Here is a 25,891-nt window from a genome sequence, read left to right as displayed (position 1 = left end):
GGTCCCGCCGGATTTCCCTGTGCGCTCAACGTCATACATCCTTCAGATTGCGGTCATCGATCTGTTGCGGGCCTTTCCTACCGTCTGTTCGCATTAACCGTTCCTTAACCGTGCGCTGTCGGCGCGGGGTGGCGTGCGCTCGCGTGCGCGCCGGCCCTCTCCCGACGCGTGCCATGCGACGAGACAGGCCCGCTCATGTCCACGACCCTCAGCGCCGGCGATATCGCGATCATCGGCATGAATGCCGACAACCCGGATGACTTCTCGTTCGTTCTGCTGACGGACGTGACGGCGGGCACCGAGATCACCTTCACCGACTCCGGCTGGAAGGCGTCCGGCGGGTTCCGCGCCAATGAGGGCGCCAAGAAATGGACTGCCGCGACCGATCTTTCGGCCGGCACCGTCATCAATTTCACGGCCGACGCCGCCCAGTTCACCACCGCCAATGACAGCTATGTCGGCACCTCCGGCCTGAGCCTGTCGACCGACGGCGACCAGCTCATCGCCTTCCAGGGCACCTCGTCCGCGCCGACGCTGCTGTTCGCGCTGTCGATCCACGGCAACGCCTTCAGCGACGCCACCGACGCGCAGTCGACGGCGCTGCCGGCCGGGCTCGTCGAGAACGTCACCGCCCTGGCGCGTGGCGCCGGCGCGCCGGGCGATGAATGGGACAACGTCGTCTATACCGGCCCGACCAGCGGCACCAAGACTGAGATTCTCGCGGCGATCGGCAATGCCGCCAACTGGTCCGGCAGCAACAGCAGCCTGACCCAGATCACCGCCGATTTCGCGGTGACATCCGAGGTTGCGTCCCAGACGGTCGGCTTCGCCGACGGGTCGCTGAGCGTCAGCGCGACCGAGGGCGATGCCGGCACCACCGTCTTCACCTTCACGGTCGAGCGCAGCGGCGGCACCACCGGCGAGGTCAGCTTCTCCGGCACCGTCGCGCTTGCCGGCGCAGATGCCGCCGACTTCGCGGGCGGCGCGCCCACCACCTTCAGCGGCACGATTCCGGCCGGCGCCAATTCGGCCACCGTCACCGTCAGCGTGGCCGGCGACACCGTGCCGGAGGACGCCGAGTCGTTCTCGCTCACCCTCACTACCGTCGCCAATGACGACGCGGCGATCGACATCTCGATCGACAGCGCGGCGGCCACCGCCCAGGCGACCATCCTCGACGATGACGCGGCGATCGGCGTCGATGTCGGCGGCATCACCATTCTCGACATGGCCGAGTCGCTGCAGGGCTCGGTCGAGACCCCGGTCGCCACCGAGTCGCTCACCGTGACGCGCAAGGGCGGCTGGGTCTCCGGCGACGGGGCAGGGGGCGCCGAGTCGATCGCCTTCGACGCCGCCAATGCCCGCGCCTATGTCACCAATGCCGCGGCCGACAAGGTCTCCATCCTCGACCTCTCCAACCCCTTCGCCCCGACCAAGATCGGCGAGATCGACCTTTCAACCTTGCCCGCCTATGGCGAGGTCAATTCAGTGGCGGTGAAGAACGGCATCATCGCCGTCGCCGTGCAGAACATCGATGGCGGCGAGTCGGGCCTGGTCGCGCTCTATGACGCCACCGGCACGCTGATCAAGACCATCACGGTCGGCGTGCTGCCCGACCAGCTCACCTTCAACAAGGATGGAACGCTGCTGCTGGTGGCCAACGAGGCCGAGCCCTACAACGACACGGCGGCCGGCGTGATCGAGAATGCCTCGGGCTCGGTGACGATCATCGATATGTCCGGCGGCGCCGCCACGGCGGATGTGCGCAACACCATCGGCTTCACGGCGCTCGACGGCAGCGAGGCGCTGCTCGCCACCCTCGGCATCAAGACCTACACCGGCACGGCGGCCGGCGCGGTGCCGACCGCCTCGCAGGACATCGAGCCGGAATACATCGCGGTGTCGCCGGACGGCACCAAGGCCTATGTCACGCTGCAGGAGGTGGATGCGGTGGCGGTGATCGACCTCGCCGACGCCGCGGCCGACAAGCCGGTGTCGATCCTGCCGCTGGGCTATGTCGATTTCAGCCTGCCCGGCAACGAGGCCGACTTCTCCGACCGCGACGGTGCGGGCAACACGGCCTCGATCTCGGTCGGCAACGACCCGGTGAAGGGCCTGCTGCAGCCCGACGCCATCGCCTCGTTCGAGATCGGCGGCGTGACCTATTTCATCACCGCCAATGAGGGCGACTCGCGCATCGTCAATGGCGGCGCCGACGGCTACAACGAGGCGCGGGCCTCGGCGGTGACCGGCGGCACGGCGCCGGCGGATTATGCGCGGCTCAATCTCGACACCACCTGGTCGAGCGCGACCGATCTCTATTCGTTCGGCGGCCGCGGCTTCTCGATCTTCCAGCAAAATGACGACGGCACCATCGTCAAGATCGAGGAGACCGGCGGCGACTTCGAGCAGATCATCGCCGCGCTTCCCAACGCCTCGGCGGTGTTCAACGGCGAGAATGGCGGCGGCTTCGACACCCGCTCCGACAACAAGGGCGCCGAGCCGGAAGGCGTCGCGGTCGGCGAGGTCAATGGCAAGACCTACGCCTTCGTCGCGCTGGAGCGCATCGGCGGCATCATGGTCTGGGACGTCTCCACGCCGTCGGATGCCAAGTACGTCACCTATCTCGCGCCGACCAGCGAGGACTACGGCCCGGAGGTGATCACCTTCGTCTCGGCCGCCGACAGCCCGACCGGCCGCGCCTTCGTGATGACGGCCAACGAGGTTTCGGGCTCCGTCACCGTCTATGACCTCGAAGACCCGGCGGTGACCAAGATCAGCGCGATCCAGGGCGAGGGCGCGTCCAGCGCCATGGCCGGCCAGACCGTGACGGTCGAGGCCATCGTGGTCGGCGACTTCCAGAATGGCGACGCCGACGGCGCGCGCAACCTCAACGGCTTCTACCTGCAGGAGGAGGCGTTCGACGCCGACGGCAACCCGCTCACCTCCGAGGGCATCTTCATCTATGGCGGCTCGGTGGACGTGAATGTCGGCGACCGCGTGCGCGTCACCGGCAAGGTGAGCGAGTATTACGGCCTCACCGAAATCACAGCCTCCAGCATCACCGTTCTGGAAGCGAACGCGGTTGCCGACATCAACACGATGGCGGTCGAGATCGACCTGCCGGCGGCGGATGCGACGCTGAGCCAGGACGGCGACTGGCAGCCTGACCTCGAAGCCTATGAGGGCATGCTGGTCACCATTCCCGAGACGCTGACCGTCACCGAGCAGTACAATCTCGACCGCTTCAACGAGATCAAGCTGGTGGCGGGCGAGCGCCCCGAGCAGTTCACCCAGGAGAACGCGCCGGACGCCGAAGCCTACCAGGCCTATCTGCAGGCGCTCGGCGCCCGCACCATCACCTATGATGACGGCCTCAACGTCCAGAACACCGCCATCACCAATCTCGACGGCTTCGGCCCGGTCTACAACACCGACACGGCGCCGCGCATGGGCGACACCGTGACCGGGCTCACCGGCGTGCTCGACTATCAGTGGGCCGGCAACTCCGCCTCGGGCGCGACCTGGCGCGTCCGCTCGGTCGAGGACGGCACCAACACCTTCGAGGATGGCGCGAATGCGCGCACCGACACGCCGGCCGATGTCGGCGGCGACCTCAAGGTCGCCTGCTTCAACGTGCTGAACTACTTCGTCACGCTCGACAATGGCGCGACCACGGCGATCGGTGCGGAGCCGCGCGGTGCCAACACGGCGGAAGAGTTCGCCCGCCAGACCGACAAGCTGGTCAATGCGCTGATCGCCATCGACGCCGACGTGCTGGCGCTGATCGAGCTGGAGAACGACTTCCGCGAAGGCTCGTCCGGCAACGCGATCGAATATCTCGTCGATGAGCTCAACGCCGTGCTCGGCGCCGGCACCTACGACTGGGTGCGGCCCGGCCAGCAGTTCGTCGGTACCGACGCCATCGCCGTCGGCTTCATCTACAAGCCCTCGGTGGTCGAGGTGTCGATCGGCACCACGATCGAGATCCTCGACGACTCCGATCTGGCGGCGCTCGGCCTTGGCGATCTCTTGGGACTGAGCACGGTCGGCGGCATCTTCGACGGCGCGAACACCAGCCGCAACGCGCTGGCGGTGACCTTCACCGAACTCGCGACCGGCGAGGAATTCACCGCCATCGCCAATCATCTCAAGTCGAAGAGCGGTAGCGGCACCGGCGCCGATGCCGACCAGCTCGACGGCCAGGGCGCTTGGCAGAATCAGCGCGAGCTGGCGGCCACCGCGCTCACCGCTTGGGCGGCGAGCGATCCCACCGGCTCGGGCGATACCGACATCCTCCTGCTCGGCGACTTCAACGCCTACGCTATGGAGGATGCGATCGGCATCATCGAGGACGCCGGCTACGAGGATCTGCAGGCGCGCGAAGGCAACGCCTATTCCTACGTGTTCGACGGCCAGACCGGCACGCTCGACTACATCTTCGCCAGCACGAGCCTTGCTTCGCAGGTCACCGGCGTCACCACCTGGCACATCAATGCCGATGAGGCCGACGCCCTCGACTACAACACCGACTATGGCCGCGACACCGCCATCTACGATGCGGACACCGCTGTTCGCGTCTCCGACCACGATCCGCTGATCATTGGACTCGATCTCACGGAGACCCCGCAAGTGACCTACACGCTCCAGATCCTGCACGCCTCGGACTTCGAGGCCGGTCTGAAGGCGGTCGACCGCGCCGGCAACTTCGCCGCCATCGTCGACTATCTCGAAGAGACCTACGCCAACTCGATCACCCTGTCGTCGGGCGACAACTTCATCCCCAGCCCGTTCTTCAGCGCCGGCAGCGACGCCTCGCTGAAGGAGGTCTACGAGACCGCGCTTGAAACCTATTACGGCCTGCCCACCGGCACGCTGAACATCTCGCCCGGCTTCGGCACCGCCGACATGACGATGCTCGACATCATCGGCGTGCAGGCGTCGGCGATCGGCAATCACGAGTTCGACGCCGGCACCAAGGCGTTCGCCGACATCATCAAGCAGACCGCGACCTACCCCGGCGCGCAGTTCCCGTATCTCGCCGCCAATCTGACCTTCTCCGGCGACAGCAATCTGGCCTCGGTCTACACCGGCACCATCCAGGATGCGGCGAACTATTCCGGCTTCCCGCCGGCCGCCACGATCGGCAAGAAGATCGCGCCCGCCACCATCATCGAGGAGGGCGGCGAGAAGATCGGCATCGTCGGCGCCACCACCCAGATCGTCGAGGCCATCTCCTCGACCGGCGGCGTCGAGGTGATCGGCGATGACGTGAACGACATGGCGGCGCTGGCGGCCATCCTGCAGCCGACCATCGACGCCCTGCTCGCCCAGGGCATCAACAAGATCATCCTGGTCAGCCACCTGCAGCAGCTTGCGCTCGAACAGGAGCTGGCGCCGCTGCTGCACGGCGTCGACGTCATCGTCGCCGGCGGCTCGCACACGCTGCTGGCCGATGAGCAGGACACGCTGCGCACCGGCGACAGCGCGGCCGGCGAATATCCGATCGTCACCACCAATGCCGACGGCAAGACCACGCTGATCGTCAACACCGACGGCGAATACTCCTATGTCGGCCGCCTCGTGGTCGATTTCGACGAGAATGGCGACGTCGTCTACACGCCCAACACCGCGGTCAACGGCGCCTACGCCACCACCGACGAGGTGGTCGACAGCCTCTATGCGGACGTGATCGACGTCGATGCCGATGGCGACATCGATGCCGACGACGCCAATCCGTTCGCCGAGGGCAGCCGCGGCGATCTCGTCGACGACATCGCCCAGGCGGTCGGCGCGGTGATCGACGCGCAGGACGGCAACATCTTCGGCTCCACCGACGTCTATCTCGAAGGCCGCCGCTCGGAGGCGCGCACCGAGGAGACCAATCTCGGCGATCTCACCGCCGACGCCAATCTGTGGTACGCGCAGAAGGTCGATGCCACGGTGATGGTGTCGATCAAGAATGGCGGCGGCATCCGCGACTCGATCGGCACCGTCTACGCGGTCGGCGACGATGCGGTGGAGAGCCCGCCGGTCGCCAATGCGGAGGTCGGCAAGCAGGAAGGCGATGTCTCGCAGCTCGACATCGCCAACTCGCTGCGCTTCAACAATTCGCTGTCGCTGGTCACCGTCACCGCCGCCCAGCTTCTGCTGGTTCTCGAGCACGCGGTGGCCGCCACCACGGCGACCGCCACGCCGGGCCAGTTTGCGCAGATCGGCGGCATCGCCTTCTCGTTCGACAAGGATCTGCCGGCCGGCAACCGCGTGCTGTCGGCGGCGATTCTCAACGATGACGGCGTTCCGGCCATCGCCCTGGTTGCGAATGGCGAGCTTGTCGTCGATGCCGACATGGCGATCCGGGTTGTCACCCTGAGCTTCCTGCTCACCGGCGGCGACAGCTATCCGTTCGCGAGCTTCATCGCCGCGGATCCGGCCTTCGCCAACGTCGTCAATCTGACGCCGGATCTGGTGCCGGATGCCGGGCAGGTGGCGACCTTCGCCGCCGAGGGCACCGAGCAGGATGCGTTCGCCGAATACATGGCGGCGACCTATTCCGACACGCCCTACGCTGTCGCCGACACCGACCGGGCGAACGACACCCGCATCCAGAACCTCGACTATCGCGGCGACACGGTGCTGCAGGCCGCGGCCCAGACGGTGCACGGCGATGCCGGCAACAACACGCTCACCGGCGCGCTCGGCAACGACATCCTGTGGGACGGCACCGGCAACGACACGCTGATCGGATATGATGGCAACGACTATCTGATCGGCGGCGCCGGTGCCGACGTGCTGGTCGGCGGAGCGGGCATCGACACGGCGGTCTTCTCCACCGCCGGCTCGGGCGTCACGGTCAACCTCGCGACTGGGCGTGGGAGCGGCGGCGACGCCGAGGGCGACACCTATGACAGCATCGAGCAGATCATCGGCTCGGCCTATGGCGACACGCTCACCGGCGACGACGGCGACAACGTCTTCCAGGCCGGGGCCGGCAACGACACGGTGAATGGCGGCGGCGGCAACGACATCATCTATGCCGGTGCTGGCGCGGACGCGCAGAATGGCGGCGCGGGCATCGACCGCGTGGTCTACTCCGCCTCGGCCACGGGCGTGACGGTGAACCTCGCCACCGCGCAGGGCAGCGGCGGCGATGCCGAGGGCGACACCTTCAGCGGCATCGAGCAGGTCATCGGCTCCGAGCACGCCGATACGCTGATCGGCGACGGCGCCGACAATGCGCTGAAGGGCGGTGCCGGCAATGACCGGCTGGATGGCGGCACCGGCAACGACATCCTGATCGGCGATGCGGGGGCGGACACCTTCGTGTTCAACGCCGGCTTCGGCATCGATCAGGTGAAGGACTTCGCGGCGGGCACGGACAAGATCGAGTTCTCGACCGAGGTGTTCGCCGACTTCGCCGCGGTCCAGGCGGCGATGGTGGATACCGGCAGCGGCTATCTCGCGATCTGGGCCGATTACGGCACCAATGGCGTGGGGCTGTGGGGCGTCACCGCGGCCCAGCTCACCGCCGACGACTTCCGCTTCGTGTGATCGAACTGTGCGAGGCCCCGGCCCGCAAGGGCCGGAGCTTCACACGGTTTCCAGCGGAGTTGCTCGAAAGGCCTAATGGCCGGGAGCCGCGCTCCCTTTCCCTCTCCCACAAGCGCCTGCGCCCGGGCGGGAGAGGAAAGAGTAGGCCGTATCAATCGCCCAGGCGCTGCCTCACTGCCCGCGGCCGGCTCCGGCGGCGAAGCGGCGCGCCTCCTCGGCGGCGCGGAACTGCGCCTTCGCCTTGTTGACGCATTCGGCCTGCTCGCTCGCCGGCACGCTGTCATGGACGATGCCGGCCCCGGCCTGCACATACATGCGGCCGTCCTTCACCACCGAGGTGCGCAGCACGATGCAGGTGTCCATGTCGCCGTCCGCGCCGAAATAGCCGATGGCGCCGGCATAGGGGCCGCGCTTGTCCTTCTCCAGCTCGTCGATGATCTGCATCGCCCGCACCTTGGGCGCGCCCGACACCGTGCCGGCCGGGAAGCCCGCCACCAGCGCATCGAGCGCATCGCGCTTGGGATCGAGCCGCCCCTCGACATTGGAGACGATGTGCATGACGTGGCTGTAGCGCTCGATGAAGAACTTGTCGGTGACGGAGACCGAGCCGATCGACGACACCCGGCCAACATCGTTGCGGCCGAGATCGAGCAGCATCAGATGCTCGGAGATCTCCTTGGGGTCGGCGAGAAGCTCGGCTTCCAGCGCGTGGTCCTCGGCCTGGGTGGCGCCGCGCGGCCGGGTGCCGGCGATCGGCCGGATCGTCACCTTGCCGTCGCGCAGCCGCACCAGGATCTCGGGCGACGAGCACACCACCGAGAAGTCGTCGAAGGCGAGATAGACCAGGAACGGCGCCGGATTGACCCGGCGCAGCGCCCGGTAGAGCGCGAACGGCGGCAGCGTGAACGGCGCCTCGAACCGCTGCGCCAGCACCACCTGGAAGATGTCGCCGGCGAGGATGTACTCCTTCGCCTTCGCCACCATCGCGTGATACTCCTCCGGCGTGGTGTTCGACGTCATCTCCGCCGTGAGGCAGGAGAGGTCGGCGGCCGGCGGCGTCTTGTCGAGCGCGGCATCGAGCCGCTCGACCATCTCGGTCAGCCGGTCGACGGCGCGGGCATAGGCTTGGCTCGGGCTCACGCCCGCCGCCGGGCGCACCGGCGTCACCATCGTGATCTCGTCGCGCACCGCATCGAACACCACGACGACGGTCGGGCGGATGAGGATGGCGTCGGGCACGCCGATCGGGTCCGGCTTGTCGGAGGGCAGCTTCTCCATCAGCCGCACCATGTCGTAGCCGAGATAGCCGAAGATGCCGGCCGCCATCGGCGGCAGGCCGGGCGGCAGGTCGATCGCCGATTCGCCGACCAGCGCCCGCAGCGCCTGCAGCGGCGGCTCGGCGCACGGCTCGAAGGCGTCGGGCCGGGTGAGGGCGTGGCGGTTGATCTCGGAGGACGTGCCCCGGCAGCGCCAGATCACGTCCGGCGCCAGCGCCAGGATCGAGTAGCGGCCGCGCACCGCGCCGCCCTCCACCGATTCGAGCAGCACCGCATTGGGCCGCCCGTCGGCGAGCTTCAGGAAGGCGGAGACCGGGGTTTCGAGGTCGGCGACCAGGGTCGTCCACACCACGCTCGGCCGGTCGGCCGGAAACGCCTCGATGGCGGGCTCGATCTTCAGCATGGCATGACTTCGGCTTGTCTGGGCTGGTCTTGGTTTGGGCTTGGAATGGGGCTTGAAGCGAGGCTTTTCTTGGCTGCGGCGTGTCGCGCCTTCGCGGGCGCAACGGCGCAGGCGGGCGGATCGCCTGCCCGCGCGCGTGGCCGGGGCGGATCAGGAGCCGGCGTCGCGGCCGACGATCTGGTTGAGGATCCGGGTGTTGACCGTCACGCCGAGCTCGATCTCCAGCCCGGTGACGAACTGGGCGAGCAGGTCGTCCTCCAGGGCGCGGCGCAGATCGGCCTGCAGCCGCTCGGGCATCTTGCTGGCATCGGGCGTGCGCGCCTCGACGACGCGGATCACCAGACGGGACACCGCGTCCTCGCCGGGCGCGGAGACCGCGGTGCCCGGGGCGGTGGTGAACACCGCGGCGACGGCGGCCTCCGGCAGCTCCTTGGTGCCGGCCCGGCGCACCTCGGCCACGGTCGAGACGGTGAGGCCGAGCGCCTTGGCGGCCGTCTCCAGCGTCTGGCCGGACTCGAGCCGTTCGAGCAGGTCATCGGCCTTGGCCTTCACCCGTTCGGCCGCCTGCTCCTCCTGCCAGCGCGCCAGCACCTGCGCCTTGGCCTCGTCGAAGCTGCGGTCGCGGGCCTTGGTGATGCCGGCCACCTCGTACCAGACGAAGCCGTTGCTGCCGAGCTGGACCGGGTCGTTCTCCACCCGCAGCTCGGTCTTGAACACGCCTTCCAGCACCTCGTCGCGGGCGGGGAAGGCGGGAACCTGCTTGCCATCCATGTCGCGGCCGGAACGGTCGACCGCCTCGACGGTCTCGACCGGCAGGCCGAGCTTGGCGCCGACCTCGGCCAGCGTCAGGCCGGCGGCGCGCTCGTCCTCCACCTTGTCGTGGCGGTCGAGCAGCTCGCGCTTGGCGCGCTCGCCGGCGATCTGCTGGCGAATCTGGCCGGACACCTCCTCGAACGGCTTGGACTGCGCCGGCTGCACCTTGAGCGCGCGCACCAGCACGTGGCCGAACCGGCCCTGGATCGGCTGGCTCACCGTCCCCTCGGCCAGCGCGAAAGCGGCCTCGGCGACCGTGGGGTCGAGAATCCCGGCGCGGGTCACCGTGCCCAGCTCGATGTCCGCCGGCTTCAGGCCGCGGGCGGCCGCCACGCTCTCGAAGCTCTCGCCGCCGGCGATCTTGGCACTGGCGGCCTTGGCCTCGTCGGCGGTGGGGAACACGATCTGCTGCAGGGTGCGCTGCTCGGGCGCGCCGAACCGGTCGCGGTGGGCGTCGAAATAGGCGCGCACGTCGGCGTCGGTCACCTCGACCGCCTTCGACAGCGTCTCGACGGTGACCGGCAGCACCACCACCTTGCGGTATTCCGGCGCCCGGAACGCGGCCTTGCGCTCCTCGAAATAGGCCTTGAGCACATCGTCGGCCGGGGCCGCGATGGTGCCGGCGGCGGTGCGGTCGAGGGTGACGAACTCGACCTTGCGCGTCTCGTTGCGGAAGGTGTCGACGAGGCTGGCGAGCGTGTGCGGCACCTCGGCCGAGCCGCCGATGGCGCGGGCGAGCTGCTGGCGCAGCGCGAGCTTGCGCTCGGCGTCGATGTAGGTCAGCTCGGAATAGCCGTTGGAGCGCAGCACCTGATCGAACAGATTGCGGTCGAACTGGCCGCTCGGCCCACGGAAGGACGGATTGTCGTGGATGCGGCGGATCAGCTCCTCGTCGCCGATGCCGAGACGAAGCTGGCGGGCGCGCTCGTCCAGGGCGGCCTCGGCCAGCACTTCGGCGAGCATCTGCCGGTCGAAGCCGTACGCCCGCGCCTGATCCGGCGTTATCGGCCGGCCGGCCTGACGGCCGAGCGCCTGAAGCCGCTGATTGTAGATCTGGCGGAAACTCTCGGTCGAAATGTCGGTCGAGCCGACCGTGGCGACGTTGCGCTGGCCGAAGCCGCGGAAGATGTCGCCGATGCCCCAGATGGCGAACGACACCACCAGGAGGCTGAGGAAAATCTTGGCGACCCAGCTCGCCGCGCCTTTTCGCAAGGACTGGAGCATTGACCGAAATCCGGATTCCAAATGAAAACAGGCGGCGCGCGCCGCCCTTTGGTTCCTACCATAGGGGCACGCTGCGCCAGGAGCAATCCGACGTGCTCGCGGCCGCAAGACCGGCTATGCCTGAGCGATAAAGAGGTGGGGGAGACATCATGGTGGCGCCGCGCCGCCCGCTGGTTGCGGGCAATTGGAAGATGAACGGGTTCCGGGCTTCGATCGCCGAATTCCGCTCGGTGGCGGCGGCGGTGGCCGGCGGGGCGGCCGGGCGCGCCGAGGTGCTGGTGTGCCCGCCCTTCACGCTGGTGGCCGAGTTTGCCGCCGAGCCGCGCGAGGCGGTGGAGGTCGGCGCCCAGGACTGCCACGCCAAGCCCTCCGGCGCCCACACCGGTGATATCTCGGCGGAAATGCTGAAGGATGCCGGCGCCGGCGCGGTCATCGTCGGCCATTCCGAGCGTCGCGCCGACCATGGCGAGAGCGACGCGGTGGTCCACGCCAAGGCGGCGGCGGTCCGCCGGGCCGGGCTCGTCGCCATCGTCTGCGTCGGCGAGACCCGCGCCGAGCGCGAGGCCGGCCACACGCTGGAGGTGGTGCGCCGCCAGCTCGACGGCTCGGTGCCCGAGGGCGCCACCGCCGCCGACACGGTGATCGCCTACGAGCCGGTGTGGGCGATCGGCACCGGCCTCACCCCCACCACCGCCGACGTGGCCGAGGTCCACGCCATGATTCGCGACCGGCTGGTCGAGCGTTTCGGCGCCGAAGGGCAGGGCATCCGCATCCTCTATGGCGGCTCGGTGAAGCCGGACAACGCGGCCGAGCTGATGGCGGTGGCCAATGTCGATGGCGCCCTGGTCGGCGGCGCCAGCCTCAAGGCGGCCGATTTCCTGGCGATTGCCGGGGTCTACCGGTAAAGGCGGCTGGTCGTCCCCGGCGCGCCTCGCGACAGCGAGGCGCGGGAAGGGGACCCATGCCCGGTGCCGGGTCCCTGATCCCGGCATTCTCCCTGCTACCGCATTCGCGCGGGTGGAAATGCCCGAAGCGATCGTGTAAGAGCCGCACCAACCGTGGTCCGGCCGCGGGCGTGCCCTTCCGATCGGGTCCGCCCCGGCCTATTTGCTTTGAGTCATGCAGACCGTTCTCATCGTCATCCACCTGATGGTCGTGCTCGCGCTGGTCGGGGTCGTGCTCCTGCAGAAGTCGGAGGGCGGCGGCCTCGGCATGGGCGGTGGCGGCGGCTTCATGTCCTCGCGCGGCACCGCCAACGTGCTGACCCGGACCACCGCCATCCTGGCCGCCATCTTCTTCAGCACCAGCCTGGCGCTGTCGATGCTGGCCGGCTACAGCCGCGAGCCCACGTCGATCCTCGACAAGGCGGGCGCGCCGGCCGGGGCGCCGGCATCGGCACCGGCTGAAGGTCAGGGCATCCTCGACCAGATCAAGCCGCCGGGACCGCCGCAGCCGCCGGTCTCGCGCTGAACGCCCGCGGGTCTTCCGCAGGGTCTCCAAATTCATCCGGCAAGCGGCCCTGCCGCTCGCCAAAACGAGATGGGCGGGCTAAAACCTGACTCCCATGGCGCGGTACGTTTTCATCACCGGCGGCGTGGTCTCCTCGCTCGGCAAGGGTCTTGCCTCGGCCGCACTCGCCGCCACTCTGGAGGCGCGCGGCTACAAGGTCCGCCTGCGCAAGCTTGACCCGTACCTGAACATCGACCCGGGCACGATGAGCCCGTATCAGCACGGCGAGGTGTTCGTCACCGACGACGGGGCGGAGACCGACCTCGACCTCGGCCATTACGAGCGCTTCACCGGGCGTCCGTGCACCCGCATGGACAACATCACCACCGGCCGGATCTATCAGGAGATCCTGCTGAAGGAGCGGCGCGGCGACTATCTCGGCGCCACCATCCAGGTGATTCCCCACGTCACCAACGCCATCAAGGACTTCATCCTGGCCGGCAACGACGATTTCGACTTCGTGCTGGTCGAGATCGGCGGCACGGTCGGCGACATCGAGGGCCTGCCGTTCTTCGAGGCGATCCGCCAGCTCGGCAACGAGCTGCCGCGCAACCACGCCGTCTACATCCATCTGACGCTCTTGCCCTACATCCCGTCCGCTGGGGAACTCAAGACCAAGCCGACCCAGCATTCGGTGAAGGAGCTGCGCTCGATCGGCATCCAGCCCGACATCCTGCTCTGCCGCACCGACCGGCCGATCCCCAAGGAGGAACGGCGCAAGCTCGCGCTGTTCTGCAATGTGCGGGAGACGGCGGTGATCGAGGCGCGCGACGTCGATTCGATCTACGCCGTGCCGCTCGCCTATCACGCCGAGGGCTTCGACGTGGAGGTGCTGCACGCCTTCGGCATCGACCCCGGCGCGGAGCCCGACCTCACGCGCTGGGAGAAGATCACCCAGCGCATCCGCAATCCGGAAGGCTCGGTCACCATTGCCATCGTCGGCAAGTACACCGGGCTGAAGGACGCCTACAAATCGCTGATCGAGGCGCTCAGCCACGGCGGCATCGCCAACAATGTGAAAGTGTCGCTCGACTGGATCGAGAGCGAGATCTTCGAGAACGAGGATCCGGCGCCGTTCCTGGAGCACGTCAACGGCATCCTGGTGCCCGGCGGCTTCGGCGTGCGCGGCACCGAGGGCAAGATCCGGGCGGCCCGCTTCGCCCGCGAGCGGCGGGTGCCCTATTTCGGCATCTGCCTCGGCATGCAGATGGCGGTGATCGAGGCGGCGCGCAATCTCGCCGGCATCGAGGACGCCGGCTCGTCCGAGTTCGGCGCCACCAATGAGCCGGTGGTCGGCATGATGACCGAGTGGCTGCGCGGCAGCGACCTGGAGCGGCGCAAGGCCGGCGGCGACCTCGGCGGCACCATGCGGCTCGGCGCCTATGCCGCGTTGCTGCGGCCGGGCAGCCGGGTGTCCGCCATCTACGGCAAGACCGAAATCTCGGAGCGCCACCGCCATCGCTACGAGGTCAACATGTCCTACCGCGACCGGCTGGAGCAGGTGGGCCTCGCCTTCACCGGCATGTCGCCGGACGGCATCCTGCCCGAGATCATCGAATATCCCGAGCACCCGTGGTTCGTCGGCGTGCAGTTCCACCCCGAGTTGAAGTCGCGCCCGTTCGATCCGCACCCGCTGTTCGCCTCCTTCATCGCGGCGGCGGTGGTGCAGAGCCGGCTGGTGTGACCGCCGGACCGGCTTGCGGGATGTCACACCGCCGCCGCGACCGGATCGCGCGCCGGGCGCGTGCACAGTTCGTATCGTACGACGCGATTTTATGACGCGAATGCCGGTCCGCGGCTCAGCACTTCATAAACCAGCGGTCGAAAATCTCGCCGTGGCTGCGGATCGTGGCAAGACGGCGCCAAGGATCACCATGGGATCACCATCGTCTTGCATGTAGTGTGCGTCGTTTGATTTGCGGCGGTGGCGCGGCGGATGGGGCGGACCAGCGGATCCTTCATGATACGGTCTCCGGATGACCGGCTTGGACCGGCCGCCGGCCGGAGCCAGCCGTCCTGTCCTGTCCCGTGCGGGAGAGGGCCGGTCCCGCCGGCGGGGCGCCGAGCGGCTGCCCGCGCCGGGGTTTCCATTTCAGGGTTTATGCCGGGGTTCGGTCACTACGGGAGGCTGGGGTGAAACCGAAGCTCGCTTCGCCGACGCTCAACGCCCTGCGGCCGCTGCTGCCGGCCTATGCCGGCCTGTTCGCGCTGAGCCTGTTCCTGCCGTTTCTCTATTTTTCCGCGCCGCTGTTCGTGTCGCAGATCATGGAGCGGGTGACGACCAGCCGCAGCGAGCTGACGCTGTTCTTCCTTGCCATCATCGCGCTGTTCCTGCTGTCGGTTCACGCCTTTCTCGAATGGGTGCGCCAGAAGGCGCTGCGGCGGATCGGCGCCGACATCGACCAGCGTCTTGGCCTCGTCCTGTTCGACGCGATGCACCGGCCGCGCCCGGCGGCGGGGTTGAACGCCTCGCCCTCGACGCTGAACGATTTCAACATTGTGCGCGACACGCTCTCCAGCACGTCGGTGTCGGCGGTGTTCGACGCGTTCTGGTCGCCGCTGTTCATCATTGCGATGGCGCTGGTCCATTGGGTGTTCGGCCTCTACGCCCTGCTGATGGTGGTGTTCTCCGCGGCGATGAGCCTGCTGAACGCCGCGCTGGTGAAGAACGACAATGAGCGTTTCCAGCGCATGTCCGGCAAGGCGGCCGAATTCGGCTTCGCGGTGACGCGCAATGTCGAGACGGTGCGGGCGCTCGGCATGCTGCCGCGCCTGCGCGACCGCTGGTACGACCTGCACGGCCGCATGCTGGGCTGGCAGCAGGCGGCGGCGCGGCCGAACGACATCATCGCAGCCGTCGTGCGCTTCGTGCGCAACGCCCAGATGGTGCTGATCTATGTCATCGGCATCATCCTGTTTTTGCAGCAGGAGGTGTCGACGTCGGTGGTCTTCATCGCCATGATCGTGATGCTGCGCGCGATGGGGCCGATCGACTCGCTGATCACCAACTGGCGCTCCTATGCCGGCTTCGCCTCGGCGCTCAGCCGGGTCGATGCCATTCTCAAGGACGCCACCCAGCAGACAAACAGGATCTCGCTGCCCGGCCTGTCCGGCCCGCTGGTGGTCTCGCGCGTGTTCGCCAGCGCGCCGGGCGGCGACAAGCCGATCCTCACCGACGTGTCGTTCTCGGTGGCGCAGGGCCGCACCGTCGGCATCGTCGGCCCCAGCGGCGCCGGCAAGTCGTGTCTGGCGCGCGTGCTGGTCGGCGTCTGGCCGCCGCGCCGCGGCAGCATCGCCATCGGCGACCACGATCTGTCCCACTGGAACGAGGACGATCTCGGCCAGCAGATGGGCTATATGCCGCAGGACGTCGAGCTTCTGCCCGGCACGATCGCCGAGAACATCGCCCGCTTCGATCCGAAGGCGGCCGAGGACAGCTCCGGCATCATCGCCGCCGCCGAGCTCGCCGGCATCACCGATCTCATCAAGTTGCTGCCCGAGGGCTACAATACCCGCGTCGGACCGGGCGGCCACGTGCTGTCGGGCGGCCAGCGCAGCCGCATCGCGCTCGCCCGCGCCGTCTACGGCATGCCGAGCTTCATCGTGCTGGACGAGCCGAACTCGAACCTCGACGCGCTCGCCGAGCAGTCGCTGATGACCATGCTGCAGAAGCTGCAGGCGATGCAGAGCACGGTGCTGATCGTGACGCACAAGCTCAACATCCTCAATTATTGCGACGACGTGCTGGTGCTCAATGCCGGCACCGTGCAGGCGTTTGGCACCCGCGACCAGATCGTCGACCGCATCCCGCGCATCCGCAGCCAGCCGAACCTGATGGTCATCGAGGGATCGGCGGAAGGACGGAGGTCCTGACATGGACGAGCAGCGCATCGAGCTTCTTCCGGCGCCGCCCGTCTCGACCGATTGGCGCAGGCTGCTCTTGATCGGCTTCGCCGTGGTGTTCTTCACCTTCTTCGTGCTCGGCGGCTGGGCGGCGATCGCGCGGCTCGATGCCGCCGTGGTGGCGACCGCCAAGATTTCGGTGGAGTCCAACCGCAAGACGGTGCAGCACCTCGAAGGCGGCATCGTGAAGGAAATCCTGGTGCGCGACGGCGACGCCGTGAAGGAAGGCGACGTGCTGGTGCGGCTCGATCCGACGCGCAGCGAGGCGACCAGCCGCGCCTATCGTCAGCAGCTCGCCATCGCGCTGGCGCTGGAGGCGCGCCTCGCCGCCCAGCGCGACATGCTCGACAAGGTGGCGTTTCCCAAGGAGGTGCTCGACATGCGCGGCGACCCGCAGGTCGCCGTCGCGATAAGCGACAATCAGCGCCAGTTCGAGAACCGCCGCGAGACGCTGACGCGCGGCATCGACGTCATCGAGCGTCAGATCGTGCAGGTCCGCCAGGAGATCGAGCAGTCGCAGGTCGATGTGCGGTCTGCCCAGGAGCGCGTCGCCACCATCAATCGCGAATTGCCGAACCTGCGCCGCCTGCTGGAGCGCGGCCTCGTGCCGCTGCCGCGGGTGACGGCGCTGGAGCGCGAACTGTCGCAGGCCCAGGGCGCGCTCGACAATGGGCGGCTGTCGATCGACAAGGGCAAGGCCAAGACCGGCGAATATCAGGCGCGCATCGAGCAGCTTCGCCAGGAGTACCGCCAGGAGGCCGCGAACCTGCTGCCCGACGTGCAGCGCACCATCGGCGACGCCCGCCAGCAACTGGTGATCGCCAGCGATGCGCTGCGCCGCATCGACATCAAGGCGCCGGTGACCGGCACGGTGCAGCAGATGCGGATCTTCACCATCGGCGGCGTGATCCGGGCGGGCGATCCGATCGTCGATATCGTGCCGGCGGCCGACAGTCTCGTGGTGCGGGCGCAGATCTCGCCCTATGACCGCGACCGCGTCCATGTCGGCCTGCCGGTCGAGGTGCGCGTGCCGCAGTTCGCCAAGTATCAGCTTGCGCCCATCACCGGGCAGCTTCGCGCGGTGTCGCAGGACAGCATCCCCGACGAGGCGACGCGCCAGATGTATTTCGCCGCCGAGGTGGTGGTGGACAAGGCGTCGATTCCGCCCGATCTGGCCGACAAGCTCACCGCCGGCATGCAGGTCGACGTGGTGATCCCCACCGAGGCGCGCACTGTGCTGAGCTATCTGATGGGGCCGATGCTGCACAATCTCGCGCTGTCGATGCGCGAGCGCTGAGCGGGCACCGGCCGCATCAAACCGGCAGATCGTCGCGCGCGTCGCCGTCCGGCGCATCGAGGCCGCTGTGCGTCGCCTCCAGGTCGCCGAGCGAGAACAGGTCGCCATCGTCGATCGCGATATCCTCCATGCCGAGGAAATCGAGGCCCCGCCCGCCGGCGGCGGACGCCGCGAGGGCGGAGCGCGTGCTCTTGGGCTGGCACTCCGACCGCAGGCGGTGCAGCGAGAACTGGCAGGCGACCGCGATATCGACGCTGGCGAACCGTTGCCGCGCCATCGCCGCGAACGCGGCGGGCTCGATCTCGGCGAACCGCGTGCGGTCGATCGAATAGAGCTTCGGCGTGGTGGGCTGCGCGGTGCCGTTCGGCGGCGGGCGCAGCGGCACCAGCAGCCCGGCGATCAGCAGATGATCGAGCGCGGCGGCGAGGCTGCGCCGGCTGTCCAGAAGCTGGCGCGCCAGCCGGTGCAGCGTCTGCAGATGACTGCTCGGGGCGCCGTCCTCGCGGCACAGCAGCGTGCCGGTCTCGGCCGACAAAAAGTCGGTGTCGGCCGGCACCACCAGATCGTCGAACGGATCGACGCTGTTGCCGGTCGCCTGGAACGGAAACGTCCGCACCGCCATCGGCATGTAGCCGCCCTGCCACGTGCCCGCCGCATCCACCAGCGGCCGCGTCAGATAGGCCTCATCGAGGATCACGCCGAGCAGCGGCAGGCCGCGGCTGAAGCGGATGGCGAGCGGGTAATAGTGGGCGCACAGGTGCAGTTCGGAATAGGCGATGGGTTGCCAGCCAAGCGCCGGCACCCAGCGGCTGTGCGCCGGCACGGCGTGGCGTGGGCGGGCCGTGCCGCGCAGCGGCTTCAGCCCACCCGGGGGCGCGCCCGCGGCAGCCGTGTCGCTCATGGCAGGCGCTCCAGCGCGGCGGGACGCGGGCCGCGATCGGCGGCGAGCGTCGACTTCGCCATGGTGAGCAGCAGGCCGGCGCGGAACAGCGACAGGCGATGCAGGCCCAGAAGCTGGGCGGCGGCGAAGCCGTGGCGGGCGAGCAGCGGCGCATAGCGGCCGGTTTCGAACGCGCTCTGGAGGGCGATGTGGAGGCCCGCCACCTCGATCCGCTGCCCCTCGACATCGAAGCTGAGGCTCCACGGCTCCAGCAGGTCGGCCTCGGCCAGCGCCAGCCCGATGTCGCGGGTGAGGGCGAACTCGTTGGAGAAGGTCTCCAGCGCATCGAGGCGCAGCCTCGTCGCCAGCGCCGGCTTGCGTTCGAGCGTGATGATCGGCGCGCCGATGTCGGTCGGCTCGTCGGCGAACACATTGTCGAACATCCAGCGGCAATCGGGGCCGGGCAGCGTGTCGGGATCGAACACGAAGGGATAGGCGGAAAGCAGCAGCGGCAGCAGGCCGCGGGCCGGCGGCGGCAGCGCACGATTGTCGGCAAGGAGGGCGCGCAGGACGACAAGCTCGGGGCCGTGCGCCGCCAGCCGCCACGCGATCGGAAACCACGTCGACAGCTTCAGCGCCTCGGTGTGGACGATCGGGACGATCTGGATCTCGCGCACCAGCCGGTAGGCCTGTGGCGCATAGATGCGGCGCGCCAGCACATCGCCTTCGAGAGGAATCGGACTTTCGCTCAGCATGGCTGCGGCGAAGCTAGCACGACTGGTGTGAAAGGGTGAGGCGCAGCCGCAGCCTACGGAACGTCATCCTCGGCGTCGCTGAGATCGAGCCCGGCGGCGGCGAGCTCCTCCTGGATGCGCGGCAGGTCGGAGGACGGCATCAGCGCCAGCGCCCACAGGTCGAAATATTCGCGTTTGGTGACCACCGTCGGGAAGCCGGCATCGAGAAGCAGCTTGGCCAGGCTGGCGCTGGTGAAGCCGGTGCGGTGCGCCATGTGCACGCGCCCGCGCGCGATCGAGGCGCCGTGCCCGAACAGCATGTCGAGCGGCGTGATGGGGCCGGCGGACGAGGTGTAGGCCACATGGTCGGGGCCGTGCTGGGCCAGGAGGGCAGCGGCGATCTCGATGTCCGGGCACCGGATCAGCACGAAGCCGTCATCCTTGAGGATGCGCCGGAACTCGGCCAGCGCCGCCGGCACCTCGTGGGCGTGCAGGTGCTCGAGCGCGTGCGACGACCACACGGCATCGAAGCTGGCGGAATGGAAATTGTCGTTCATGTCGGTGAACGAGCCGACATGATCGGGCTGGGCCTGCGGGTCGATGTCGAGCCGAACCTCGGCCCAGCCGCTGCGACGGAACACCGGATGAAGCTGGCGCGAGGCGCGGCCGCCGCTGCCGGCATTGAGCACGCGCTTGGCAGGCGCGGCGCTCGCCGCGGGCCGGCCTTCGGTCTGCTTCGTCTCAGCCATCGCGGCCCTCCGCTGCGCGTTCATGTGAGCATTCTCCGCAGGCGCGGCAGCCGGCCTTGATGACGCGGCTCGAATGCAGCCCGCCCGTCCGCCAGGACCGGAAACCCGGCCGCGCACGGCGGAATTCGTGTGACGAAAGCCTGACACGGGAGGGGCGCCGCGGCTACAACCAATGATGCGAACCCCGTCCGCGAGCCGGAGTTTTGCAGTCCGATCGCCAAAAATCCCTTTCGCGAACAACGAATTTGCCGGGCTATTTCCGGAAATTGCAGGGAAATCAACCGGCCCCCGCGACAAACGGGAACGGCGCCCCTGCGAGGGGGCGCCGCTCGAAGAAAACCCAAGCCTGTCAGGCGGCGGCGGCCACGCTGGCGTCCGGCTCGGCCGACCCGGCCCACAGACGCTGGCGCAGCGACGACGGAATCTGGCGATAGGACTTGGCGCGCGGGTAGGGCATCTCGACCAGATCGACGCCGTTCGGATAGAGCGCCTCGAACTCGGCGAAATTGTCGAAGGCCCGGCGGCCGGCATTGTCGATGAAGGTCTCGGCGGCTGCGCCCTCGGCCAGGATCAGCTCGTGGCCTTCGGTCTCGACATGGAAATAGGTGAACACGGCCGGCACGTCGCGCTCGCGCACGATCGTCGTGCCGTTCACCAGGGCGCCGGCATGGACAAGCACGCCGTCGAGGAACAGCGCGTGGTCGCCGGACACCAGAAGATCGCGCTGAGGCAGGTTGTCGCCGAGCGCGCCGGCCCGGATGCGCACCGGCAGCTTCAGCTCGTCGCAGAAGCGGGTGGCGACGGTCTGCCGGCCGATCCAGCGCACGGCCACGGCGCGGCCGTCGGTGGTGGTCACGGCGTCGCCGGTCTTCAGCGTCTCGACCGCGACATCGCCGGCCGGGGTGCGGATCAGCGTGCCGGGCATGAAGCAGAGCGAGACTTCACCCTCTATGGGTTGCAGAACCCGGTCGCCAATCGCCTGGGGCTGGTATTCGTCGTCGGTCAGGAAGAGGTAGACCAAGCCCTTCTTGACAATAATTCCGGTGGCGGCGCCCTCGCCGGTGCCGACCGTCGCCGCGGTCACGAACGTATACTGCCCGTTGAGCAGCGGACCGGCGCCGCCGATCGTCACGCGGTCAACGGCGACATCGCCGAGAACACTGGGGTCGTCGTGCCGGCCTTGGTCCTTGTCCTCAAGAACGACATCCGTGGCAATGGGGTCAATACCACGCGAGAAGATGTTGCCATCGAGAATACGAAAATCGCCACCCACAACCGTAAGGAGGTAAGCATTGCTGAAATTACCATCAGTGTAGGACGGCGGGGTGATCGTATCGGTTTCATCGATGGGCATGCCAATTACCTCGTCATTTGATTAAAAGACTTAATAGAGCGTTAATGAATTCTTCCAGCCCCGTCAAGCCTTCGCCTTGCCGGGCTGTGCGGCGGTTCACACAGCGCGCGGCAAGTGCCGGGACTCGCACGCGCTTCGGCGAGATGGCGAGCGGACATCGGGGCATCTGCTGCGCAACTGAAGTATCGGCATCGATGTCGTTCAGTTGAGCGGCAAATGTAATCTATGGGGAGCGCCCCAGGCTTCGACCGGGGCCCGCGCAGGGCCCGTCGCTGCAGGCCAGGGTTTCCGGCGCGACGGAACGGCACTCAATGATTGTGGCGTGCACAATATTGCGCCATCCGGTGTCAGTCAAACGTACACGCGGATTGGCAGAAGGCGCCGGCCCGTTGCCGCAATGCACGAATAGATGCCGGCCAGCTATCGAAGATAAAGATGATCCGGCCGCTATTATGACATAAATGTTGCGATGCAATACGGATGTGCGGCCGACGCTGCGGGTTGCTGGCGTCAGATTCCAGAATATTTGCGAATTTACGTTTCCTTTAGGGGATATCACCTAGCTTGGTTGCGTTCGTAACGGATGCGAACGCCTGCGTGCGGATGATCCTTTCCGACCTCGGAAACGGTTTCGCCGAGACCCCGTGCTCGATGCCCGGAGGTTACGGCGCAACGTCCACGCGACGGTCGGCGGGTTTCCGGCCGAACCGACACCAAAGGTGCGGACGCCGCCACGGCGCCCGTTCCACGTCCTCCCGACCACCACAGACCCCCAAGGATCCCCCGTCATGACGATGACTGCCTCGACCGCGACGCCGCGCGGAACGGCCGGGCTCGGCCGCCTGTTCGCCGACCGCAAGATCGGCACCAAGATCTCGCTGGGCTTCGCCTGCGTGCTGGTGCTCACCGTGGTCAGTTCCGGCGTCGCCTATTTCGCGTTCAAGGACGTCGAAAGCCGCGTGCATGACTACACCCAGCGCGTCGAGGTGGTCGGCATCGCGCGCGATGTCGATCGCGAGTTCCTGGCCTTCCGGCGCTACGTCCGCGAGTACGCGACCACCGGCAGCGAAGAGGCGCGCGAGACCGGGCTGAAGCGCCGCGACAGTGCGCAGGCGGCCATCGCCCGCGGCATCGAGACCATCAGGAACCCGGAACGGCTGGCGCGGATGAAGGCCATCTCCGAGCAGCTGAAGGCCTATGCCAAGGACTTCGACCGGTTGGTCGATCTGTGGCGCGAGCAGGACCGGCTGCGCGACCGCGTGCTCGATCCGCTCGGCGACAGGCTTCTCGCCGACGCCGAACGCCTGCAGGCCGCCACGGCCGGGGCCGGCGCGGTCTCGGCGCTTGCCGATGAGGTGGCGCGGCGTCTCGCGCTGGTCCAGCTCAGCGTCGCCAAGGTGTTCGGCCAGCATGAGGAAGCGGCGGCCGAGGCGGCGCGCAAGGCGGTGGACAAGGCGTTCGGCGATCTCGAAGCCGCGTCTGCAGCCTTCCGGTCCGCGGCCATCGGCGAGGAGGTGCGCCGCGGCTTCGCCGCCATCGAGGCCGGGGTTGCGAGCTATCGCGACACGTTCGCCAAGGTGGCGGCCGAGGAACAGGCCATCGCCGCCCTGGTGGGGAACGAGATGCCGAAGCAGGCCGAGGCCATTGCGACGGACGCCCGCTTCATCAAGGACAGCGGGATTGCCGAGGAGCGCAAGATCGAACGCGAAATGGTGGATCAAATTGAAACGACCGGCCGGACGATCCTGTTCCTGGCCATCGGCGCGCTCGCCGCCGGCGCGCTGCTGGCATGGCTGATCGGCCGATCCATCTCCGTGCCGATCCGCCGCATCGGCGCCGTGCTGATGGAGCTCGCCAACGGCAACAAGGCGGTCGAGGTGCCCTATGCCGACCGCAGGGACGAGGTTGGCGAGAACGCGCGCTCGGCGCAGACCTTCAAGGAGAATCTCTTGCACATGGAACGTCTCGAAGCCGAACAGAAGGAAGCCGAACGCCGCGCCGCCGAGCAGCGCAAGGGCGAGATGCGCCAGCTTGCCGATGCGTTCGAGTCGGCGGTCGGCGCCATCGTCGGCACGGTGTCGAGCGCGGCGACACAATTGCAGGCCGCGGCGCAGACCATGTCGTCGTCGGCGGAGGAGACCACCCGCCAGTCGACGGCGGTGGCGGCCGCCGCCGAGCAGGCGGCGAGCAACGTGCAGACGGTGGCCAGCGCCACCGAGGAGCTTGCCGCCTCGACGCGCGAGATCGGCGGCCAGGTCGAGCGCTCGACCGCCATCGCCAGCCAGGCCGCCCGCGATGCCGAGGACACCAACGCCAAGGTCCGGGCGCTGGCCGACGCCTCGCAGAAGATCGGCGACATCGTGAAGCTGATCTCCGACATCGCCGGCCAGACCAATCTGCTGGCGCTGAACGCCACCATCGAGGCAGCGCGGGCCGGCGAGGCGGGCCGCGGCTTCGCGGTGGTGGCGGCCGAGGTGAAGAACCTCGCCACCCAGACCGCCAAGGCCACCAGCGAGATCGCCGCGCAGATCGCCGAGATCCAGGCGGCGACCACGGACTCGGCGGCCGCCATCGCCGGCATCACCACCACCATCGGCGAGGTCAATCAGATCGCCGCCACCATCGCCTCGGCGGTGGAGGAGCAGGGGGCGGCGACGCAGGAGATCGCCCGCAACGTCCAGCAGGCGTCGCAGGGGGCGGGCGAGGTGACCAGCAACATCGTCTCGGTCAGCCGCGCCGCCTCCGATTCCAGCGCCGCCTCGACCCAGGTGCTGTCGTCGGCCGGCGACCTCGCCCGCCAGTCGGAGCGCCTGCGCCTCGAAGTGGCGAACTTCCTGGCGACGGTGCGCGCGGCGTGATGGGCGGGTCGGCGCGTCGCCTCACGCGAACCGCTCGGGCCGATAGGGGGCGGGATCGACCACCGGCTCGGCGCCGGTGACGATGTCGGCGACCAGTTGTCCGGTGATCGGCCCGAGCGTCAGGCCGAGATGCTGGTGGCCGAAGGCCAGCACCACGCTCTCGGCCCCCTTCAGCCGGCCGATCACCGGCACCGAATCGGGCAGGCACGGCCGCCGCCCCATCCACGGTTCGGGATCGAGCGGCGCGCCGAGCGGCACCAGCTCGTTGGCCATCGGCCGGGTGCGCTCGATCTGCACCGGCGTCGGCGGCGCGTCGCGCAGCGCGAATTCGACGCCGGTGGTGAGCCGGATGCCGCGCGGCATCGGCGCCAGGAAATAGCCGCCCTCCATATCCACGAATGGCGTGTCGAACTTCGCGTCGCTGCCCGGCTCGAAATGCATATGGTAGCCGCGCTTGACCGCGAACGGCAGCTTGAGCCCGAACTGCTCGGTGACGTCGGTCGACCACGGCCCGAGCGCCACCACCACGGTGTCGGCGGTGAGCGGGCCGCTGTCGGTGTCGACGCGGAAGCCTGAGCCGTCGCGGCGGAGCGAGCGGGCATCGCCCTTGAGCAGCAGGCCGTCATGGCGCGGCACCAGCCCGGCGATCGCGGTGACCGCCTCGCCCGGCGAGCGCACCGCCACCGCATCCTTCCACCACACCGCCTTGTGGAATACCGGGCGGATCGCCGGGTCGCGCGCCGCCACCTCGGCCGGCGACAGGATCTCGTAGGGCGAGCCGTAGCCGGCCTCCACCGCCAACTCGAACGCCAGATAGCTCTCGAAGCTCTCCGCCGCGCGGAACAGCCGGTAGAAGCCGGTGGGGTGCAGCAGGTGGGCGGCGCCGGCCGCCGTCAGCAGCTCGCGATGGGCGGCCACTGCCCGCGACAGCAGCGGATGGAGCGCCACGCTTGAGCGCAGGCGGTTGGCGCGGGTGGACTGCTGGCGGTAGCGCCACAGGAACGGCAGCAGCGAGGGCAGGGCGCTGAGGTGGTAGTTGGCTTGCGGCAACAGGCCCAGCGCCGCCTTGGCCAGCGTCGCGAGATCGCGCGGAAACGCCATCGGCACCACGCCGGAGGGCTCGATCAGCCCGGCATTGCCGAACGAGGTCTCCTTGCCCGGCGCGCGGCGGTCCACCAGCGCGGTCCTGACGCCGCGCCGCGCCAGATGGGCCGCAGCCGACGACCCGACGATTCCCGCCCCCAGCACCACGACATCGACACGCACGACCGACACTCCGACAGAAACAGAACCGCCATAATGACCCGCCACGGTCCGCTGCGCGAGGCAGGCAGTCGCT

The 25,891-nt window shown here is 68.4% G+C and carries 14 protein-coding genes; 7 read left to right on the top strand and 7 right to left on the bottom strand.

What is annotated here, in order from left to right:
* The first annotated feature begins 195 nt into the window (after positions 1–195).
* Entirely contained in the window at positions 196–7,551 is a 7,356-nt protein-coding gene (locus tag BLTE_RS11415; RefSeq protein ID WP_126400683.1) for an ExeM/NucH family extracellular endonuclease, read from the top strand.
* Positions 7,552–7,722: 171 nt separating this feature from the next.
* Here the strand turns inward: BLTE_RS11415 and trpE are convergent, their stop codons facing one another.
* Both trpE and BLTE_RS11405 read right to left on the bottom strand, forming a co-directional pair.
* Entirely contained in the window at positions 7,723–9,231 is a 1,509-nt protein-coding gene (gene trpE, locus BLTE_RS11410) for an anthranilate synthase component I (RefSeq protein ID WP_126400680.1), read from the bottom strand.
* 150 nt (positions 9,232–9,381) lie between these two features.
* Positions 9,382–11,268 (bottom strand): SurA N-terminal domain-containing protein, encoded by a 1,887-nt coding sequence (locus tag BLTE_RS11405; RefSeq protein WP_126400677.1) that lies wholly within the window; start codon positions 11,266–11,268, stop codon positions 9,382–9,384.
* A gap of 149 nt (positions 11,269–11,417) precedes the next feature.
* Here BLTE_RS11405 and tpiA point away from each other — a divergent pair, with 149 nt between their 5' ends.
* The 5 genes from tpiA to BLTE_RS11380 all read left to right on the top strand — a co-directional run bounded on the left by tpiA (position 11,418) and on the right by BLTE_RS11380 (position 17,977).
* On the top strand, positions 11,418–12,173 hold the full coding sequence (tpiA, locus tag BLTE_RS11400) for a triose-phosphate isomerase (protein ID WP_126400674.1): 756 nt from the start codon (positions 11,418–11,420) through the stop codon (positions 12,171–12,173).
* A 214-nt stretch (positions 12,174–12,387) separates the two neighbouring features.
* Entirely contained in the window at positions 12,388–12,738 is a 351-nt protein-coding gene (gene secG / locus BLTE_RS11395) for a preprotein translocase subunit SecG (protein WP_126400671.1), read from the top strand.
* 94 nt (positions 12,739–12,832) lie between these two features.
* Positions 12,833–14,461 carry a CTP synthase gene (locus tag BLTE_RS11390; RefSeq protein WP_126400668.1) on the top strand — a complete coding sequence of 543 codons (1,629 nt, stop codon included), beginning with the start codon at positions 12,833–12,835 and terminating at the stop codon, positions 14,459–14,461.
* A gap of 449 nt (positions 14,462–14,910) precedes the next feature.
* The gene (locus BLTE_RS11385; protein ID WP_160140595.1) at positions 14,911–16,650 is read left to right on the top strand and encodes a type I secretion system permease/ATPase; all 1,740 of its coding nucleotides are present in this window, start codon (positions 14,911–14,913) and stop codon (positions 16,648–16,650) included.
* Between the two features lies 1 nt (position 16,651).
* Positions 16,652–17,977, top strand: a complete 1,326-nt coding sequence (locus BLTE_RS11380) for an HlyD family type I secretion periplasmic adaptor subunit (RefSeq protein ID WP_126400664.1) — start codon at positions 16,652–16,654, stop codon at positions 17,975–17,977.
* 16 nt (positions 17,978–17,993) lie between these two features.
* On the opposite strand, the gene BLTE_RS11375 is transcribed toward BLTE_RS11380, so the two are convergent.
* The 4 genes from BLTE_RS11375 to BLTE_RS11360 all read right to left on the bottom strand — a co-directional run bounded on the left by BLTE_RS11375 (position 17,994) and on the right by BLTE_RS11360 (position 21,694).
* Complete coding sequence (locus tag BLTE_RS11375; protein WP_126400661.1) at positions 17,994–18,878, bottom strand: SapC family protein; 885 nt, start codon at positions 18,876–18,878, stop codon at positions 17,994–17,996.
* Complete coding sequence (locus BLTE_RS11370; RefSeq protein ID WP_126400658.1) at positions 18,875–19,612, bottom strand: SapC family protein; 738 nt, start codon at positions 19,610–19,612, stop codon at positions 18,875–18,877. Before BLTE_RS11370 ends, BLTE_RS11375 begins: the two co-directional genes overlap by 4 nt.
* A gap of 53 nt (positions 19,613–19,665) precedes the next feature.
* A complete protein-coding gene (locus tag BLTE_RS11365) occupies positions 19,666–20,340 on the bottom strand; it encodes a class I SAM-dependent methyltransferase (RefSeq protein ID WP_126400656.1) in 675 nt (224 codons plus the stop codon).
* A 349-nt stretch (positions 20,341–20,689) separates the two neighbouring features.
* The gene (locus BLTE_RS11360) at positions 20,690–21,694 is read right to left on the bottom strand and encodes a Hint domain-containing protein (protein ID WP_126400653.1); all 1,005 of its coding nucleotides are present in this window, start codon (positions 21,692–21,694) and stop codon (positions 20,690–20,692) included.
* Positions 21,695–22,482: 788 nt separating this feature from the next.
* Here BLTE_RS11360 and BLTE_RS11355 point away from each other — a divergent pair.
* A complete protein-coding gene (locus tag BLTE_RS11355) occupies positions 22,483–24,552 on the top strand; it encodes a HAMP domain-containing methyl-accepting chemotaxis protein (protein ID WP_126400651.1) in 2,070 nt (689 codons plus the stop codon).
* A 21-nt stretch (positions 24,553–24,573) separates the two neighbouring features.
* Here BLTE_RS11355 and BLTE_RS11350 read toward each other — a convergent pair whose 3' ends face one another.
* On the bottom strand, positions 24,574–25,818 hold the full coding sequence (locus BLTE_RS11350) for an NAD(P)/FAD-dependent oxidoreductase (RefSeq protein WP_160140594.1): 1,245 nt from the start codon (positions 25,816–25,818) through the stop codon (positions 24,574–24,576).
* Positions 25,819–25,891 lie beyond the last annotated feature (73 nt).

Source organism: Blastochloris tepida (assembly GCF_003966715.1).
Taxonomy (GTDB): Bacteria; Pseudomonadota; Alphaproteobacteria; order Rhizobiales; family Xanthobacteraceae; genus Blastochloris; species Blastochloris tepida.
The sequence above is the reverse complement of the archived record's forward strand: the minus strand, read 5'-3'. Positions and strand labels throughout refer to the sequence as shown.

What these genes read in the sequence shown, in the direction of transcription:
- tpiA (WP_126400674.1), top strand. Translation starts at nt 11,418, where the DNA reads ATGGTGGCGCCGCGCCGCCCGCTGGTTGCGGGCAATTGGAAGATGAAC.
- BLTE_RS11415 (WP_126400683.1), top strand. Translation starts at nt 196, where the DNA reads ATGTCCACGACCCTCAGCGCCGGCGATATCGCGATCATCGGCATGAAT.
- BLTE_RS11355 (WP_126400651.1), top strand. Translation starts at nt 22,483, where the DNA reads ATGACGATGACTGCCTCGACCGCGACGCCGCGCGGAACGGCCGGGCTC.
- trpE (WP_126400680.1), bottom strand. Translation starts at nt 9,231, where the DNA reads ATGCTGAAGATCGAGCCCGCCATCGAGGCGTTTCCGGCCGACCGGCCG.
- BLTE_RS11380 (WP_126400664.1), top strand. Translation starts at nt 16,652, where the DNA reads ATGGACGAGCAGCGCATCGAGCTTCTTCCGGCGCCGCCCGTCTCGACC.
- secG (WP_126400671.1), top strand. Translation starts at nt 12,388, where the DNA reads ATGCAGACCGTTCTCATCGTCATCCACCTGATGGTCGTGCTCGCGCTG.
- BLTE_RS11375 (WP_126400661.1), bottom strand. Translation starts at nt 18,878, where the DNA reads ATGAGCGACACGGCTGCCGCGGGCGCGCCCCCGGGTGGGCTGAAGCCG.
- BLTE_RS11365 (WP_126400656.1), bottom strand. Translation starts at nt 20,340, where the DNA reads ATGGCTGAGACGAAGCAGACCGAAGGCCGGCCCGCGGCGAGCGCCGCG.
- BLTE_RS11405 (WP_126400677.1), bottom strand. Translation starts at nt 11,268, where the DNA reads ATGCTCCAGTCCTTGCGAAAAGGCGCGGCGAGCTGGGTCGCCAAGATT.
- BLTE_RS11360 (WP_126400653.1), bottom strand. Translation starts at nt 21,694, where the DNA reads ATGCCCATCGATGAAACCGATACGATCACCCCGCCGTCCTACACTGAT.
- BLTE_RS11370 (WP_126400658.1), bottom strand. Translation starts at nt 19,612, where the DNA reads ATGCTGAGCGAAAGTCCGATTCCTCTCGAAGGCGATGTGCTGGCGCGC.
- BLTE_RS11390 (WP_126400668.1), top strand. Translation starts at nt 12,833, where the DNA reads ATGGCGCGGTACGTTTTCATCACCGGCGGCGTGGTCTCCTCGCTCGGC.